Raw genomic sequence first — 15,393 nt, forward strand, 5'->3', positions numbered from 1 at the left:
GCCGCATTCGGCGCCGCCGCAATGATTTGCGGCCCTTGGCTCGGCTCGCAGATCCGCATTCCGGGAGCCGTTACGGCTCCCGGTGCACTGCGACTGACGGATAGGTCGTGACCTACGTCGCGATCAGGCGACGTTCAGCTTGTGCTTGGATTCGTAAACCGAACCGTCGTCGTCCTTCCACAGGAAGGCGAACTCGCCGCTCTCCGAGGCCTTGTAGAAGAACGACTGGTACGGGTTGGCGGAGATCGCCGGATTCCATTCGGCCTCAAACACGGTCTTGCCGTTGAACTGGGCCGTGAAGGTGTTGATGATCTTGCGCGGCACGATCTTGCCGGACGCATCCTTGCGCTGACCGGATTCCATTTCGTGGGAGATCAGCGTCTTGATTTCGATCAGCTCGCCCGGCTTGGCCTGGGTCGGAACGCGGACGCGCGGGGTCGGTTTGACGGACATTGGATTTCCTCGCCTTCGATTGTTGCCGTTGCCGGATTAGCCGCCGCAGCCGCCGATGGTGACCTTCACGCTCGACTTGGTCGAGTACAGCTTGCCGTCCGACATCTCCGCGATGCAGATGATGTTCTGGGTTTGCGCCAGACGCATCCGGGTCGAGGCCGACGCCTTGCCGCAGGCCGGCGTGAACTTGTAGCTGACGATGCCCGGCATCGGGTTGCCGTCGGCGAACACATGCACCGCCTTGACGTAGTCCGCCTCGGTCATCGGGCTTTCTACATCGACGGTGATCGGCACCACCAGACCGTTCTCGGCGATCTCGGGCACGTCGAGCTTGACCTTGCCGCTGTCGAACTTCTTGTCGCCGTAGAGCTTCTTGATCTCGGCATCGACCATCGCCGCGTCGGCGAAGGACATCCGCGGCGCCAGCAGCGCAGCGAGGCCGGCGATGCCCGCCAGCGCCAGAGCCTCGCGGCGGCTCGTTTTGGTCTTCATCAACACCATTGGGCATCCTCCTTCAGGGAGTCTTTCGCGTCCCTTGCCATACTAACGCTTGACGATTGCAAGCGCGATCGGTCATGATCCGCAAACATCATTATATTGTTTTTCTTGAATGTAAAGATCCAAGGCCACGCGCCGAGGCATCGTCGGCCGCACTCCACAAGACGGTCGCCGGAGGAGGGAGGAACTATGAGACCCATCACCGCTCTATCGGCGGTGGTCGCCATCGTGCTCGGCACGATGCCGATCGTCGCCAAGGCGCAGGACGCCAGCGAGAAGGAAATCGAGCGCTATCGCGAGATGATTTCCGATCCGATGTCGAACCCCGGATTCCTCGCCGTCGATCGCGGCGAGCAGCTCTGGGCGGAGAAGCGGGGCACCAAGAACGTCTCGCTGGAAAGCTGCGATCTCGGCCTCGGCGCCGGCAAGCTGGAAGGCGCGTTCGCGCAACTGCCGCGCTACTTCAAGGACGCCGACCAGGTGATGGATCTCGAGCAGCGCCTGCTCTGGTGCATGCAGAACATCCAGGGCCTCGACACCAAGGACATCGTCGCGCGCCGCTTCTCCGGCCCCGGCAAGACCTCCGACATGGAAGACCTGGTGGCGTACATCGCCAACAAATCCAGCGGCATGAAGATCGAGCCGCAGCTCAGCCATCCCAAGGAGCAGGAGATGGCGGCTGTCGGCGAGGAGCTGTTTCATCGCCGCGGCGGCGTGATGGACTTCTCGTGCTCGACCTGCCACGGCGCCGAAGGCAAGCGCATCCGCCTGCAGGCGCTGCCCTACCTCGCCGGCCCCGGCAAGGATGCCCAGGCGACGATGGCGAGCTGGCCGACCTACCGCGTGTCGCAGAGCGCGCTGCGGACCTTCCAGCACCGGATCTGGGACTGCTATCGCCAGCAGCGTTGGCCGGCGCCGGAATACGGCTCCGAAGGCATCACCGCCTTGACGTTGTATCTCAATAAAATCGCGGCAGGCGGCGAACTCGCCGTGCCGTCGATCAAGCGCTGAGGGGAGGACGAAGCATGACGAGGATGAAAGTCTCGGTGCTGGCGCTCGCGCTCGGCGCGCTGGCCGGCGGTTCGATCGCGGCGCATGCGGCCGACAAGGCGGTCCCGCAGAAATCCGGCGCGATGAGCAAGCCTGCGACGCAGACCGCCGACGCCGCCAAGTCCGCGCCGGCTCATAAGGTCTCCACCGAAACCGTCGACTCCTACATCAAGGCGACGTTCGGCAAGGCGCCGGAAGACTGGCAGAAGCGGATCGTCCCCGACGAGACGATGCAGGCCTGCAACAAATATCGCAACGAAGTGCCGCACGACGTCGCCGACGCCATCATGCAGCGCGAGATCAAGAAGGTGGTGTATCCGGCCGACGGCAAGTTGCTCGGCGACTGGAAGGCCGGCGCCAAGATCGCCAACAACGGCCGCGGCGGCCAGTTCTCCGACAAGCCGGAGACGGTGCATGGCGGCAATTGCTACGCTTGCCACCAGATGGCGAAGTCGGAAGTGTCGTTCGGCACGCTGGGTCCGAGCCTCACCCACTACGGCAAGGACCGCAACTACACCGAAGCCGAGATCAAGCAGGCCTACACCAAGATCTACAATTCGCAGGCGGTGGTGCCGTGCTCGAACATGCCGCGGTTCGGCACCAACGGCTTCCTGAGCGAACAGCAGATCAAAGACGTGATGGCGTTCCTGTTCGATCCGGAATCGCCGGTGAACAAGGAATAGCGGACAGTAAGGGCTCGATCCGATGACCAGATACATGCTCCCGGCGATCGTACTGATCGCCGGCGTATCGCTCGCCACCCTCGCCCGCGCCGACGACGCGCTGGTGACCACCAAATCGCTCAGCCCGGAGCTCGCGCTCGACGCCGCCAAGGCGGCACTCGGCGAATGTCGCAAGCAAGGCTTCCAGGTCGCGGTCGCAGTGGTCGACCGCAGCGGCCTGCCGCAAGCGATGCTGCGCGACCGCTTCGCCGGCGCGCACACGCCGACCACCGCGACCGGCAAGGCGTGGACCGCGGTGTCGTTCAAGACCGCGACCGGCGAACTCGCCAACATGACCAAGCCGGGCATGCCGCAATCCGGCCTGCGCGATCTGCCCGGCGTCGTCGTGCTCGGCGGCGGACTGATCATCGAAGCCGCCGGCTCGCTGGTCGCCGGCATCGGCGTCTCCGGCGCCCCCGGCGGCGACGCCGACGAAGCCTGCGCCAAAGCCGGCATCGAGGCGATCAAGGACAGGCTGGATTTCTGACGCCACACCGAGTCATTCCGGGGCGCGCCGTCAGGCGCGAACCCGGAATCTCGAGGTTAGCGTGCGCGGCGGCTGCCAAGCCGTGCCCGCTGCAGATTCCGGGTTCGCTCGCTGAGCGCGAGCGCCCCGGAATGACGGGGGACAGACTCGTCGCGCCGCCTTCACCGACAGACTTTCGTTCGTCATTCCGGGATGCGTCGCGTCAGCGGCGCAGGCCCGGAATCCATACTCACAGGCGGTGGTTATGGATTCCGGGCTCGCGCTTCGCGCGCCCCGGAATGACGTTGATAGTAAGATGCTTCCTACACCGGCCGCTTCAGCCAGTCGGTGAACGGCATCGACTGATAGCCTTTTTCCCGAACGTATTTGAACATCGCCAGGAATTCCGGCGGCTCGAGCAGGCCGGGCATGCGGGCGACTTCGCGGTCCTGCGGCTTCTTGCCGGCGAGGCCGTCGGCGCTCTCGGGAAAGAACTGAAGCGACGGCGTGAAGCGGATGCCGTAGGCCTGGGCGAACGCCTTCTCGCTGAGTTTGCTACCGTCGAAATCGGTGACCTCGCGGGCGCCGATATGGTTGAGGTGCAGCACTTCGAAATTGTCGCGGATGTAGCTCTCGATCGCCGGATCGCGCATGTGCACCTCGTGCAGCTTGCGGCAGAATGGACAGCCCTTCAGCCCCCACAGAATCGCGAAGCGCTTGCCTTTCGCGGTGGCGCCGTCGAGATCCTCCTTCAGATCGAGGAAGCTCTGCAGATACCAGTCGAGCTGATACAACCCGTCGTCGCCGAGCACCGGCTCCGCGGCGGCAGCCGGCAGGCTGCGCAGCGACAATGCGCCGATGCCCAGCGCGGCGATGGCGCCGCGGCGCGAGAACGAAGCCTTCGTCATCACCAGTCCTCCCTGTGGCCGGGCGCCGTCAGCCGATCTCGCCGAAGGCGGGAAAGGTCTGCAGCAGCCATCCTGAAATCCGCGGCATCGCGCCGGTGAGAAACAATACGCCGGTCAGCACCAGCGCGCCGCCCATGACTTTCTCGACCGTTGCCATCTGGGTCCGCAACCGCGCCATCAGCCGAATGAACGCCCCGGAGAACAGCGACGCCAGCAGGAACGGCAGCCCGATCCCGAGCGAATAGGCGCCGAGCAGCACCGCGCCGTGCGCCGCCGAGCCTTCGACGCCGGCGACCAGCAGGATCGTTGCCAGTACCGGCCCGACGCAGGGCGTCCAGCCGAAGGCGAAGGCCAGCCCGACGACGTAGGCGCCGACAAAGCCGACGCCGCGGCGGACGTTGTGAAACCGGGCCTCGCGATACAGCAGGCCGATCCGGAACAGCCCTAGAAAATGCAGCCCGAGCACGATGATGATGACGCCGGCGACGATGCCGAGGGTGTCGAAATGCTCGGTCACCGCCTTGCCGATCGCCGAGGCCGACGCCCCGAGCGCGACGAAAACAGTCGAAAAGCCGAGCACGAAGGCCGCCGACGAGGCCACCACCCGCCAATCGATCGCTTTGGCGGGCCGATCGTCGTGGCGGGTCAACTGGTCCAGGCTGACGCCGGCCAGAAAGCACAGATATGGCGGCACCAGCGGCAGCACGCAGGGCGACAGGAACGACAGCACCCCGGCCCCGAAGGCGCCGACCAGCGAGATATTCGAAACCACGCGTTTCCGCCCCTAGAAGATACATGCGAATTCGTCTATATGTATCACATCATGGACCGGAAGATGCTGAAATCGACTCTCATCGGCGTGATTCTGTTGTGTGCGGCGCAGCTAACGGCTGCGGCGGCGCACGCGGCCGAGCTGGTGATGTTCGAGCGCGACGGCTGCGTCTGGTGCGCGCGGTGGGACCGCGACGTCGGCCCGATCTATCCCAAGACCGACGAAGCCAAGCTGCTGCCGCTGCGCCGCGTCAACATCGACCACGCCAAGGACCCCGGCCTCGGCCTCGCAAGCCCGGTGCGGTTCACGCCGACCTTCGTGGTGATGGACCAGGGTCGCGAGATCGGGCGCATCACCGGCTACATCAACGACGATGCATTCTGGGGGCTGCTCGGTGCGCTGGCCGCCAAGGTGACGCCGCCACCGCAGCGCGGCCACACCTGATATGCTGACTATGCTGCGCATCGCATCTTGCAACGCCAACCGAAACGATAGCTGATCGCCATGACCTCGATCCTCGAACCCGATATCGAGACCGAACTCCGCGATGGCGCGGAATACTCGCCCGAGCTCGACATGCTGATGCGCCGGGCGCGCAAGGCCAGCAACTTCCTGAAAGCGGTGTCGCACGAGAATCGTCTGCTGCTGCTGTGCCTGCTCGCCGAACGCGAGCGCTCGGTGAGCGAACTGGAGAACATCCTGTCGCTCCGGCAGTCGGCGGTGTCGCAGCAGCTCGCACGGCTGCGTTACGACGGCATGGTCGACACGAGGCGGGACGGTAAGACTATTTACTACAGCCTCGCCAACGACGACGTCCGTCGCGTGATCTCGGTGATCTATGATATCTTCTGCTCGTCCGCGCGGGACGGCCAGAAGTAAGCCGCCCTCGCGGCGCGCTGATAAGACAATAAGCTGACGCAAGCGGCGGCTGTCGCACGCCTGCGCGCCAACGAGGAAACTCCATGCAGGACGCATCCGCCTGGATGCTCGCGCTGGCCGGCCTGTGCGTCGGTGTCGTCGCCGGTTTCTTCGTGCGGCTGGCGCGGCTGTGCTCGTTCGGCGCCGTCGAGGACGCACTGATGGGCGGTGATACCCGCCGGCTGCGGATCTTCGGCCTCGCGCTCGGCATCGCGCTGCTCGGAACGCAAGCGCTGGTGATCGCCGGACAGCTCGATCCCGGCCAATCCAACTACACCGCGCCGGCGCTGCCGCTGGCCTCGATCGCGATCGGCAGCGTGCTGTTCGGCGTCGGAATGGCGTTCGTCGGCACCTGCGGCTTCGGTTCGCTGGTGCGGCTCGGCACCGGCGATCTGCGCAGCTTCGTGGTGATCCTGGTGCTCGGCGGCGCCGCCTACGCGACGCTGCGCGGGATGCTGTCCGGCTTCCGCATCACCGTGCTGGAGCGGTTTGCGCTGACGATGCCGGACGGCATCAACACCGACCTCGCCACGCTGGCCCAGCATCTCACCGGAATGGATCTGCGCGCCGTGATCGCCGCGCTCGGCGGCGGGGTGCTGTGCCTGATCGCGCTCGGCGACAAGCGGCTACGGCGGACACCGCGCCTGCTCGCAGCCGGAGTCGCGCTCGGCGTGCTGACGATCATCGGCTGGCTCGCCACCACCCGGCTCGCCGACCCCTTCGCCGGGCCGGTGCATCCACAGAGCCTGACCTTCGTCTCGACCATCGGCAAAGCGGTGTATGCGGGGCTGCTCAACGTCGGCAACTTCGCCGATTTCGGCGTCGGCACCGTGTTCGGCGTGGTGCTCGGCTCTTTTCTGGCGGCGTGGCGCGCCGACGAGCTGCGCTGGGAGGCGTTCGACGACGATCATGAGATGCGCCGTCACGTCGCCGGCGCGGCGCTGATGGGATTTGGCGGCATCCTCACCGGCGGCTGCACCATCGGCCAGGGCATCACCGCGGGGTCGGTGATGGCGCTGTCGTGGCCGATCGCGATCCTCGGCATGATGCTGGGCGCGCGGATCGGCATCGCGGTGCTGGTCGACGGATCGCCGCGCGAGCTGATCCGCCGCCGGTTCGAGTCCTGGCGGGAACTGCTGCGCCGCCGCCAGGATACAGCGTCTACGGCCGCAAATACGCCCAGCCTTCGCCCTGCAGCTCGATCAGACGGACCGCGCCCGACGGCACCTCGCTCGCTTGCGGAATGAGGCTGACGGCGTGGCCCTCGTGCTTCTCCATGCCATTTTTGGTGTTGTCGCAGGCGGCGAATTTGATGCTGGAGGGAAATGCGGCGTCGCTGATCTGCTTGATGCGATCCTTCACCGGCGATGAATCGGTGCGCAGCATGTGCAGGCCGGGGCCGAAGGTGACGACTTCGACCTGAACGTCCTCGTTCTTGGCCTTGTAGTAGTCGATGATGTTGGCGGCGTTGTTGAGCGCCAGATTCATCACCACTGGATCGTTCTGATCGACCTGGATGGCAACGCGGTGCGGCTTGGCGTCGGCGGCCAAGGCAGGCGCCGCAGCGACCGTGAGCAACACCGCCGCAGCTGCGACTTTGAACAACGACTTCATCGTGATCCTCCCCGAATATTGGTTGTCGCGCAAACTAACCGCGCCAGCCGCCGCTGTCACCAAAGGATGAGTAGCATCAAGTGATCACGTTGCCGTCAGGTCGAAAAGGAAACTCAGGTTCGTCATTCCGGGGCACGCGTGAAACGCGTGAACCCGGAATCCCGAGATGGCTTGAAAAGAGATTCCGGGTTCGCGAGCTGCGCTCGCGCCCCGGAATGACTCTGGTGTGAGGGACTCACCGCGTGGCGAGCGCCGCGACCGGGGCGAAGCGGCGGATGCCGAGCGCGGCGCCGCCGACGATGCCAGCGACCGCGATGAACGACGGCAGCGCCAGCGTCGACAGGCCGGTGAGGCCCTGCCCGACCGAGCAGCCATAGGCCATCGCGCCGCCGGAGCCCATCAGCACGGCGCCGAGCGTCGAGCGCAGCATGTGCGGCGCCGAGGTGAAGCCCTCCAGCGCGAAGCGGCCGGTGAGCAGCGCGGTGGTGGCGCTGCCGACGAACACGCCGACCGCGAGCGCGACGCCGAAGCTCAGCGTCAGGCCGGTCGAAAACATCGCGTATTGCAGCGTATCGGCGAGCGGCGCGACGAAGCTCAGCGAGGTTGCCGGGATCGGGTTGAAATCGTCGGCGCCGAAGTAACCGGTGGTGAGCCAGCCGGCGACGACCAGCAGACCGATCACCACGCCGGCCGCGATCTGGCCGCCGGCGCGGCGGAAGCTGCGGTCGGAGAACGCGAACGCCAGCAGCGCGCCGGACGCGATCAGCACCGCGGCGATCTGGGCGACCGCTTCGCCGAGGCCGGCGGCGCCGAGCAGCGACGGCACCGAGACGTGCGACGGCGACACCTGGGTCCATTGCAGGAAGGCGAGCCGCGCCGGCGCGAACAGCCCCTTCAGCGTGATCTGCGCCGCGACCGCGATGATGCCGACCACCAGCAGCGAGCGCAGATTGCCCTTGCCGAGCAGCACCAGCGCGCGCGAGGCGCAGCCGTTCGCCAGCACCATGCCGAGGCCGAACATCAGGCCGCCGAGGAAGATCAGCGGCGCCGAGAACGACGGCTGCAGATACAGCGACTTGCCGATGTCCACATAGCCGAGACCGGCGATCAGCTGGGTGCCGGCGACGGCGACAGCCAGCGCCACCGCGTAGCTGCGCAGCTTGCGGCCATCGTCCTTGGTCCAGTAATCGCGCAGCCCGCTCATCAGGCAGAAGCCGCTGAGCAGGCCGGCGACGCCGAACGCAGCGCCGATCGCAAAGCCCAGGATAATCACCAGTTCCGGCATCTGCATCGCTCGATCCTCCAGCCGGCGCGCCACGAGGTCGCGCCTGTTCCGCGGCTGGATGTACGCATCGCGGCAAAAGCGGTAAATACGTGAGGAAAATTAAGCAGGAAGTTGCAGCAGCTGGGGATGGAGCAGAGTTTTCTCCTTCCGGCGCGATCCGAGGGATGAAATTATTCTCCGGCCGAAGGGGACGGTTCCGCAGCTTGTGCGTTGAAGCCCGCCGCTCCGTTCCACCGGCGAGTTCCGTCCCGCCTCCTCTCACCCTTCGAGACTGCGATCCGCGCCATGACGCTCGACCAGATTCTGCTGTTCGCCCTGTTCGCCGCCATCCTGGCGATGCTGGTGTGGGGCCGGTTCCGCCACGATCTGGTGGCCGCGGCCGGACTATTCATCGCGGTGGCGCTCGGGCTGGTGCCGCAGGATGCGGCGTTCTCCGGCTTCTCCAATCCCGCGGTGGTGGTGGTCGCGCTGGTGCTGATCGCCTCGCGCGCATTCGAGAATTCAGGCGTGCTCGGCGTGGTGGCGCAATGGGCGGTCGACGACAAGCGGCCGATCGGCACGCATATCGCGCTGGTCGGCGGCATCGCGGCGGCGCTATCGGCAGTGATCAACAACGTCGCGGCGCTGGCGCTGCTGATGCCGATGGACATCCAGGCGGCGCGCAAAGCGGGACGGCCGCCGGGCATGACGCTGATGGCGCTGTCGTTCGCCACCATCCTCGGCGGCATGACGACGCTGATCGGCACCCCGCCGAACATCATCGCCTCCTCGATCCGCGCCGAACAGCTCGGCCAGCCGTACCGGATGTTCGACTTCGCACCGGTCGGCGTCGCGGTGGCGATCGCCGGCGTGATCTTCGTCGCGCTGATCGGCTGGCGGCTGGTGCCGCGCCGCGGCGACAGCGCCGCGGAGCTCGCCTCGGAATCCTCGTTCGAAGCCGAGCTCGAGGTCGGCAAGGAGTCGCCCGCGGTCGGCAAGCTGGTCGCCGAGTTCGAGGACGACGCCGAGAACGCCGATGTGCTGATCACAGGCCTGATCCGGGACGGCACGCTGCGGCGGAGCGGTGCCCGGCTCTACACCATCGCGCCGGACGACCTCTTGGTGGTGAAGGGCTCCGGCGACGCCATCGCCGCCTTCATCAAGGCGACTAATTTGCAGGAAGCATCGTCCGCCGAAGGCGAGGAGCAGGACGCGCCGGCGCGTAAGCGCAGCGACGCCGGCAAGGACGACGGCGACGCCAAGGAACGCAGCGGCGGATCGGCCATCGTCGAAGTGGTGGTCCGCGCCGACTCCTATCTGGTCGGCCAGTCTGCGGCAGCGTTGCGGCTGCGCAAACGGTTCGGACTGACGCTGCTCGGCATTTCCCACGCCGGCAAGCTGGCGCGCGAAAAGGTCGGCGACCGCCTGATCGAAGCCGGCGACGTGCTGCTGCTGGCCGGGCCCGGCGCGGCCTCGACCGCGACGCTGAATTCGATGCGGCTGCTGCCGGTCAACACCATCAACGTCGCGCCGTATCGGGCCTGGAAAGTCGCGCTGACCGTCGGGCTGTTCGTCGCGGCGATCGCCGCGGCTTCGTTCGGGCTGCTGTCGTTCACGGTGGCGATCGCGATGGCGGTGGTGGCCTATGCGGCGTTCGGCCTGGTGCCGGCGCGCGACTTCTACTCGACCATCGAGTGGCCGGTGGTGGTGATGCTGGCCTGCCTGCTGCCGATCGGCGCGGCGTTCGATCGTGTCGGCGGCACTGCGCTGGTGGCGGGTTGGATCGGCGAGGTGACGCAGGGCTATTCGCCGATCGTGGCACTGGTGGCGCTGATGGTCGCCACCATGGCACTGTCCGACGTGCTCAACAACGTCGCCACCATCGTGGTCGCCGGGCCGATCGCGATCGACCTCGCCCACCGCGTCGGCGGCAATCCCGATACGTTCCTGATGGCGGTGACGATCGCGGCGTCCTGCGCCTTCCTCACCCCGATCGGCCACAAGAACAACACGCTGATCATGGGCCCGGGCGGCTTCCGATTTTCCGATTACTGGCGGATGGGCTTGCCCCTCGAACTGGTGGTACTCGTGGTCGCAGTGCCGATGCTGCTGATCGTGTGGCCGATCTGATCGTTACAGCAGCCCGGCCGTTGCCGCGACCAGCCGCCAGCGCAGACCGCGGCCCGCCAGTTTGTCGCCGAGCGCATCGAGCAGCGCGCGCAGCTCGGCCGCTTCGGCGGTGACGACGATCTCAGCCGACAGCGTATGTCCGCGAACCTGTTCGACCACGCTGTCGTAGTCGACGTCGCGGCCATAACCTTCGACCTCGCGGGCGGAGAAGCCTACGCGTGCGGTCGGCTCGTGCGCCAGCATCGCGGCGATCACGTCGTCCTTCAGCGCCACCGGCACCAGCAGCGTCAGCACCATCGCGCTCATGGCTGGGGCTCCTGCGTCTTCGGAGCGGGCGGAATCCCGAAGCGGCGATACAGCACCGGCAGGATCACCAGCGTGAGCAGTGTCGAGGTGACGAGGCCGCCGATCACCACCACCGCCAGCGGCCGCTGCACGTCGGCGCCCGGACCGGTGGCGTAGAGCAACGGCACCAGGCCGAACGCGGTGATGCTGGCGGTCAGCAGGATCGGCCGCAGCCGGCGCTGCGCGCCGAGCTCGACGATCTGATCCGGCGGCAGTCCCTGGCCGCGCAGCATGTTGAAATACGACACCAGCACCAGGCCGTTCAGCACGGCGATGCCGAGCAGCGCGATGAAGCCGACCGACGCCGGCACCGACAGATACTCGCCGGTGATCAGCAGGCTGAACACGCCGCCGATCAGCGCGAACGGGATGTTGATGAACACCAGCAGCGACTGTCGCAGCGACGAGAAGGTGACGAACAGCAGCAGAAACACCAACGCGAGCGCGATCGGCACCACGATGCCGAGCCGCGCCGCGGCGCGCTGCTGGTTCTCGAACTGGCCGCCCCAGACGATGCTGGTGCCTTCCGGCAGTTCGACCCGCGCGGCGACCGCCGCCTTGGCCTCGTCGACGAAGCCGACCAGATCGCGGCCCGAGACGTTGCTCATCACCAGCGCCAGCCGGCGGCCGTTCTCGCGGTCGATCTTCACCGGTCCGTCGATCCGCTCCAGCCGGGCGACATTGGCGAGCGGCACCGATTTGCCGTCGCCGAGCACCAGATTGATGCCGGGAAGCCTGGCCGGGGATTCGCGGAACGCCTCGGTGCCGCGGATCAGCACCGGCGTGCGACGGCCCTGTTCGACCACGATGCCGGCCTGGCGGCCCTCGATCTGGGTGCGCAGCGCCTCGGTCAGCGCGTCGACGTCGAGCCCGAGGCGGCCGGCCTGCAGCCGGTCGATCGCGACATTGTAGTATTCGAAACCTTCGTTCAGCGTGGTGCGGACGTCTTCGGCGCCCTTCAGCGTCTTCAGCGTCGCAGTGATCTGTTCGGCCAGCCTGTTGAGCGTCGGAATGTCGGTGCCGAAGATCTTGGCCACCACGTCGCCGCGGGCGCCGATGATCATCTCCTGCACCCGCATCTCGATCGGTTGGGTGAAGGAGAAGCCGATGCCGGGGAAGCCGGCGAGCGCCTTGCGCACTTCGCCCATCAGCCAGTCCTTGTCGTGCGGCCGGCGCCACTCCGCCTCGGGCTTGAGGATGACGTAAGTATCGGTCTGGTTCAGCCCCATCGGATCGAGGCCGAGCTCGTCGGAGCCGACGCGGGCGACGATGCTCTTCACTTCGGGCACCGCTTCCATCACGGCCCGCTGGATCTTGAGGTCGAGATCGACGCTGTGTTCGAGCCCAATCGACGGCAGCTTCTCGACGCTGATGATCGGCGTGCCCTCTTCCATCGTCGGCATGAAGATCTTGCCGAGCTGGCCGTAGGCGAACACGGTGGCGACCAGCGCCAGCGCCGAGACCGCCAGGACAGCCTTCTCGTGACGCAGCGCGAACCGCAGCACCGGCATGTAGCCGGCGCTGATCTTGCGCACCAGCCAGGTGTCGTGATGACCGGCGGTCTTCAGCAGCAACGATGCCAGCACCGGGATCACGGTGAGCGCGAGCAGCAGCGACGAGCCGAGCGCGAACACGATCGCCAGCGCCACCGGGATGAACAGCTTGCCTTCCAGCCCCTGCAGCGTCAGCAGCGGCAGGAACACGATGACGATGATGCCGATGCCCGACGTCACCGGCACCACCACTTCGCGCAGCGCCTGATAGATCCGGTGCAGCAGCGGCACCTGCGCGGCGTGCCGATCATGCGCCAGATGCGACACGACGTTTTCGACCACCACCACCGAGGCATCGATCAGCATGCCGATCGCCACCGCAAGGCCGCCGAGGCTCATCAGATTGGCGGACATGCCGGCCCAGCGCATCAGCACGAAGGTGGCGAGCGCCGACAGCGGCAGCGTCAGCGCCACTACCAGCGCGGCGCGCCAATCGCCGAGAAACAGGATCAACAGCACGATCACCAGCACCACGGCTTCGAGCAGCGACTTCGACACCGTGCCGACGGCGCGGCCGACCAGATCGCCGCGGTCGTAGAACACGTTCAGCGTCACGCCCTTCGGCAGCGTCGGCTCCAGCTCCTTGAACTTGGCGCGAACGCCGTCGACGACGTCGCGGGCATTGGCGCCGCGCAGGCCGAGCACCAGGCCCTGCACCGCTTCGCCCTGGCCGTCGCGCGTCACCGCGCCGTAGCGGGTGATACTGCCGATCCGCACCTCGGCGACATCGCGCACCCGCACCATGCCGCCGTCACGCGAGGCCAGCACGATGTTGCGCAGATCGTCGAGGTTGCGGACTTGGCCGTCGACGCGAACCAGCAGCACTTCCTCACCCGCCGACAGCCGCCCAGCGCCGCCGTTGCGGTTGTTCTTCTCGATCGCCTTCTCCAGCGTATCGATCGAGATGCCGTGCGAGGCCATCGCCAGATTGTCGGGGACGATCTCGAAGCTGCGGACGAAGCCGCCGAGCGAATTGACGTCGGCCACGCCGGGCAGCGTGCGGAGCGCCGGACGGATTGTCCAGTCGAGCAATGTCCGCCGCTCCGCCATTGTCAGGTCGCCGCCCTCGATGGTGAACATGAACATCTCGCCGAGCGGCGTGGTGATCGGCGCCAGACCTCCAGTGAGGCCGTCCGGCATGTCCTTCATCGCCGAAGCCAGCCGTTCGGCAACCTGATTGCGCGCCCAGTAGATGTCGACGCCGTCGGCGAAATCGATGGTGACGTCGGCGAGGCCGTATTTGGTGGTCGAGCGCAGGATGGTCTTGTTGGGGATGCCAAGCATTTCCAGCTCGAGCGGCATCGTCACCCGGGTCTCGACTTCCTCAGGCGTCATGCCCGGGGCCTTCATGATGATCTTGACCTGGACCGGCGACACGTCCGGGAAGGCGTCGATCGGCAGATGCCGGAACGCCAGCACGCCGGCGCCGATCAGCACCAGCGTGGCCAGCACTATCAGCAGGCGATGCGACAGCGAGAACTCGACGAGACGGGTCAGCATCTACTCGACCCCACCGAGCCCCTGCCAGGCGCCCTTCAGCGCGGCGATGCCGCGCACCGCGATCCGCTCGTCACCGCGGAAGCCGCCGCTGACCACGGCGAATTGCGGCAGCTCCGCGCGCACCTTCACCGGCGTCGCGACGAAGCCGCTGTCGGTCTGCACGAACACGAAGGCATCCTTGCCCCGGCGCACCATCGCGGCGCTGTTGACCCGCCATTCGGCCGAGCCGCTGGTGACGGGCGCGATCTGTGCCTCGACCACCTGGCCGGGCCGCAGGTCGGCATCGGGCTCGTCGAACTCGGCGCGGACGATCACGGTCTGCGACGTCGGCTCGACGCTGGAGCCGATCGACACCACCTTGCCGGCGCAGTCATGGCCGCGCAGCGTGACGTGAGCGCCGACTGTGAACTCATCGGCCCGCAGCGCCGGCACCTGGATCTCGACCCACAGCGGCGCGAGCTGCGCCAGCCTAAACACCAGCGCCAACGCCTCGACGGTCTGGCCGGGCGTGGTCGGACTTTCCAGCACCACGCCGTCGATCGGGGCGATCAGCGTCAGCCTGGGATCGAGCTTCTGACTCGCCGCGAGGGTCTCGACCGCCGTTTCGGTCATGCCGACATGCAGCAGCGCCTGACGACGCTCGGCGGCGGTGGCCTTGGCCTGTTCGTATTCGCTCTGGGTGACGATCACCTGCTTCTTGGTGACAGCGCCATAGGGCGCGAGCTGCGTCTCGCGGTCGAGATTGGTCTTGAGCAGCCGTTCTTTGTTATAGGCGACCAGATATTCGGCCTGGGCGTTGGCGAGCGCCGGGCTCTGAATCTCGGCGAGCGGATCGCCAGCCTTCACCACCGTGTCGATCCGCACCAACAGCCGCTCGATCCGGCCGCCGAGCGGCGCGTTCATCAGCCGGCTGCGATCCGGCGGCACTGCGATCTTGCCGGGGAAGCTGAGGCCGGCTGCGGCGGGCTGCTTCTCCAGCGGCGAGGTCTCGATCCCGACCCGTTCGGCCTGCTGCTTGGAAATCGACAATTCGTCGCCGGCGCGCGCGGGCCCGCACGCCAGCACGGCGGCAACCAGCAGAAGCCAAATGGTCGAAAGGCGAAGCATAGGTCTGTCACTGGCACCTGTGCCGGCCCAAAGATGCCGGACGCGCCGGCTCCCCGCAGCCGCCGCAACGAGCTGCTCATCTATGCCCGCGCG

16 protein-coding genes are annotated in these 15,393 nt (G+C 66.7%); 7 read left to right on the forward strand and 9 right to left on the reverse strand.

Translation table 11 applies throughout. The annotated features are described in order from the left end of the window. Nucleotides 1-123 precede the first annotated feature (123 nt). Nucleotides 124-453 carry a thiosulfate oxidation carrier complex protein SoxZ gene (gene soxZ, locus DNX69_RS12845; RefSeq protein ID WP_110786382.1) on the reverse strand — a complete coding sequence of 110 codons (330 nt, stop codon included), beginning with the start codon at nt 451-453 and terminating at the stop codon, nt 124-126. A 36-nt stretch (nt 454-489) separates the two neighbouring features. Next, complete coding sequence (gene soxY, locus DNX69_RS12850) at nt 490-954, reverse strand: thiosulfate oxidation carrier protein SoxY (protein ID WP_110786383.1); 465 nt, start codon at nt 952-954, stop codon at nt 490-492. A 186-nt stretch (nt 955-1,140) separates the two neighbouring features. On the opposite strand from soxY, the gene soxA reads away from it, so the two are divergent. Genes soxA through DNX69_RS12865 form a run of 3 tightly spaced genes read left to right on the forward strand, consistent with a single transcriptional unit; the run spans nt 1,141 to nt 3,210 of the window. Next, a complete protein-coding gene (soxA, locus tag DNX69_RS12855) occupies nt 1,141-1,962 on the forward strand; it encodes a sulfur oxidation c-type cytochrome SoxA (RefSeq protein WP_110786384.1) in 822 nt (273 codons plus the stop codon). A 14-nt stretch (nt 1,963-1,976) separates the two neighbouring features. Continuing rightward, nucleotides 1,977-2,684 carry a sulfur oxidation c-type cytochrome SoxX gene (soxX, locus tag DNX69_RS12860; RefSeq protein ID WP_110786385.1) on the forward strand — a complete coding sequence of 236 codons (708 nt, stop codon included), beginning with the start codon at nt 1,977-1,979 and terminating at the stop codon, nt 2,682-2,684. 22 nt (nt 2,685-2,706) lie between these two features. After that, on the forward strand, nt 2,707-3,210 hold the full coding sequence (locus DNX69_RS12865; protein WP_234826964.1) for a GlcG/HbpS family heme-binding protein: 504 nt from the start codon (nt 2,707-2,709) through the stop codon (nt 3,208-3,210). Between the two features lie 302 nt (nt 3,211-3,512). On the opposite strand, the gene DNX69_RS12870 is transcribed toward DNX69_RS12865, so the two are convergent. Next, complete coding sequence (locus DNX69_RS12870) at nt 3,513-4,097, reverse strand: SoxW family protein (protein ID WP_110786387.1); 585 nt, start codon at nt 4,095-4,097, stop codon at nt 3,513-3,515. A 28-nt stretch (nt 4,098-4,125) separates the two neighbouring features. Further along, the gene (locus tag DNX69_RS12875) at nt 4,126-4,869 is read right to left on the reverse strand and encodes a cytochrome c biogenesis CcdA family protein (protein WP_110786388.1); all 744 of its coding nucleotides are present in this window, start codon (nt 4,867-4,869) and stop codon (nt 4,126-4,128) included. A 39-nt stretch (nt 4,870-4,908) separates the two neighbouring features. Here DNX69_RS12875 and DNX69_RS12880 point away from each other — a divergent pair, with 39 nt between their 5' ends. The 3 genes from DNX69_RS12880 (at nt 4,909) to DNX69_RS12890 (ending at nt 7,034) form a co-directional block, all read left to right on the forward strand. Continuing rightward, nucleotides 4,909-5,313 (forward strand): thioredoxin family protein, encoded by a 405-nt coding sequence (locus DNX69_RS12880; RefSeq protein WP_110786389.1) that lies wholly within the window; start codon nt 4,909-4,911, stop codon nt 5,311-5,313. 60 nt (nt 5,314-5,373) lie between these two features. Beyond that, nucleotides 5,374-5,748, forward strand: a complete 375-nt coding sequence (locus DNX69_RS12885; protein ID WP_110786390.1) for an ArsR/SmtB family transcription factor — start codon at nt 5,374-5,376, stop codon at nt 5,746-5,748. Between the two features lie 83 nt (nt 5,749-5,831). Next, nucleotides 5,832-7,034 (forward strand): YeeE/YedE family protein, encoded by a 1,203-nt coding sequence (locus DNX69_RS12890; RefSeq protein WP_110786391.1) that lies wholly within the window; start codon nt 5,832-5,834, stop codon nt 7,032-7,034. Here DNX69_RS12890 and DNX69_RS12895 read toward each other — a convergent pair. Continuing rightward, a complete protein-coding gene (locus tag DNX69_RS12895) occupies nt 6,949-7,401 on the reverse strand; it encodes a DsrE family protein (protein WP_110786392.1) in 453 nt (150 codons plus the stop codon). The two genes, DNX69_RS12890 and DNX69_RS12895, sit on opposite strands and share 86 nt — an antisense overlap. Nucleotides 7,402-7,636: 235 nt before the next feature. After that, complete coding sequence (locus DNX69_RS12900) at nt 7,637-8,692, reverse strand: YeeE/YedE family protein (protein WP_110786393.1); 1,056 nt, start codon at nt 8,690-8,692, stop codon at nt 7,637-7,639. A gap of 279 nt (nt 8,693-8,971) precedes the next feature. On the opposite strand from DNX69_RS12900, the gene DNX69_RS12905 reads away from it, so the two are divergent. Next, nucleotides 8,972-10,795 carry an SLC13 family permease gene (locus DNX69_RS12905; protein WP_110786394.1) on the forward strand — a complete coding sequence of 608 codons (1,824 nt, stop codon included), beginning with the start codon at nt 8,972-8,974 and terminating at the stop codon, nt 10,793-10,795. Between the two features lie 3 nt (nt 10,796-10,798). On the opposite strand, the gene DNX69_RS12910 is transcribed toward DNX69_RS12905, so the two are convergent. From DNX69_RS12910 to DNX69_RS12920, 3 genes are read right to left on the reverse strand one after another with little or no spacing between them, the layout of a single operon-like run. After that, nucleotides 10,799-11,101, reverse strand: coding sequence for a DUF3240 family protein (locus tag DNX69_RS12910; protein WP_110786395.1), 303 nt, complete (start codon nt 11,099-11,101; stop codon nt 10,799-10,801). Beyond that, the gene (locus DNX69_RS12915) at nt 11,098-14,193 is read right to left on the reverse strand and encodes an efflux RND transporter permease subunit (RefSeq protein ID WP_110786396.1); all 3,096 of its coding nucleotides are present in this window, start codon (nt 14,191-14,193) and stop codon (nt 11,098-11,100) included. The genes DNX69_RS12910 and DNX69_RS12915 overlap by 4 nt, the downstream gene beginning before the upstream one ends. Beyond that, nucleotides 14,194-15,300: an efflux RND transporter periplasmic adaptor subunit gene (locus DNX69_RS12920; RefSeq protein WP_110786397.1), complete on the reverse strand. Its 1,107-nt coding sequence runs from the start codon at nt 15,298-15,300 to the stop codon at nt 14,194-14,196. It abuts the gene before it with no gap. Nucleotides 15,301-15,393 lie beyond the last annotated feature (93 nt).

The sequence above is a fragment of the Rhodopseudomonas palustris genome, assembly GCF_003226555.1.
Lineage (GTDB): Bacteria > Pseudomonadota > Alphaproteobacteria > Rhizobiales > Xanthobacteraceae > Rhodopseudomonas > Rhodopseudomonas palustris_I.

Coding starts and splice junctions, on each gene's coding strand:
- DNX69_RS12865 (WP_234826964.1), top strand. CDS start 2,707: ATGACCAGATACATGCTCCCGGCGATCGTACTGATCGCCGGCGTATCG.
- DNX69_RS12920 (WP_110786397.1), bottom strand. CDS start 15,300: ATGCTTCGCCTTTCGACCATTTGGCTTCTGCTGGTTGCCGCCGTGCTG.
- DNX69_RS12895 (WP_110786392.1), bottom strand. CDS start 7,401: ATGAAGTCGTTGTTCAAAGTCGCAGCTGCGGCGGTGTTGCTCACGGTC.
- DNX69_RS12900 (WP_110786393.1), bottom strand. CDS start 8,692: ATGCAGATGCCGGAACTGGTGATTATCCTGGGCTTTGCGATCGGCGCT.
- DNX69_RS12885 (WP_110786390.1), top strand. CDS start 5,374: ATGACCTCGATCCTCGAACCCGATATCGAGACCGAACTCCGCGATGGC.
- DNX69_RS12910 (WP_110786395.1), bottom strand. CDS start 11,101: ATGAGCGCGATGGTGCTGACGCTGCTGGTGCCGGTGGCGCTGAAGGAC.
- soxX (WP_110786385.1), top strand. CDS start 1,977: ATGACGAGGATGAAAGTCTCGGTGCTGGCGCTCGCGCTCGGCGCGCTG.
- soxA (WP_110786384.1), top strand. CDS start 1,141: ATGAGACCCATCACCGCTCTATCGGCGGTGGTCGCCATCGTGCTCGGC.
- soxY (WP_110786383.1), bottom strand. CDS start 954: ATGGTGTTGATGAAGACCAAAACGAGCCGCCGCGAGGCTCTGGCGCTG.
- DNX69_RS12905 (WP_110786394.1), top strand. CDS start 8,972: ATGACGCTCGACCAGATTCTGCTGTTCGCCCTGTTCGCCGCCATCCTG.
- DNX69_RS12880 (WP_110786389.1), top strand. CDS start 4,909: ATGTATCACATCATGGACCGGAAGATGCTGAAATCGACTCTCATCGGC.
- soxZ (WP_110786382.1), bottom strand. CDS start 453: ATGTCCGTCAAACCGACCCCGCGCGTCCGCGTTCCGACCCAGGCCAAG.
- DNX69_RS12870 (WP_110786387.1), bottom strand. CDS start 4,097: ATGACGAAGGCTTCGTTCTCGCGCCGCGGCGCCATCGCCGCGCTGGGC.
- DNX69_RS12915 (WP_110786396.1), bottom strand. CDS start 14,193: ATGCTGACCCGTCTCGTCGAGTTCTCGCTGTCGCATCGCCTGCTGATA.
- DNX69_RS12890 (WP_110786391.1), top strand. CDS start 5,832: ATGCAGGACGCATCCGCCTGGATGCTCGCGCTGGCCGGCCTGTGCGTC.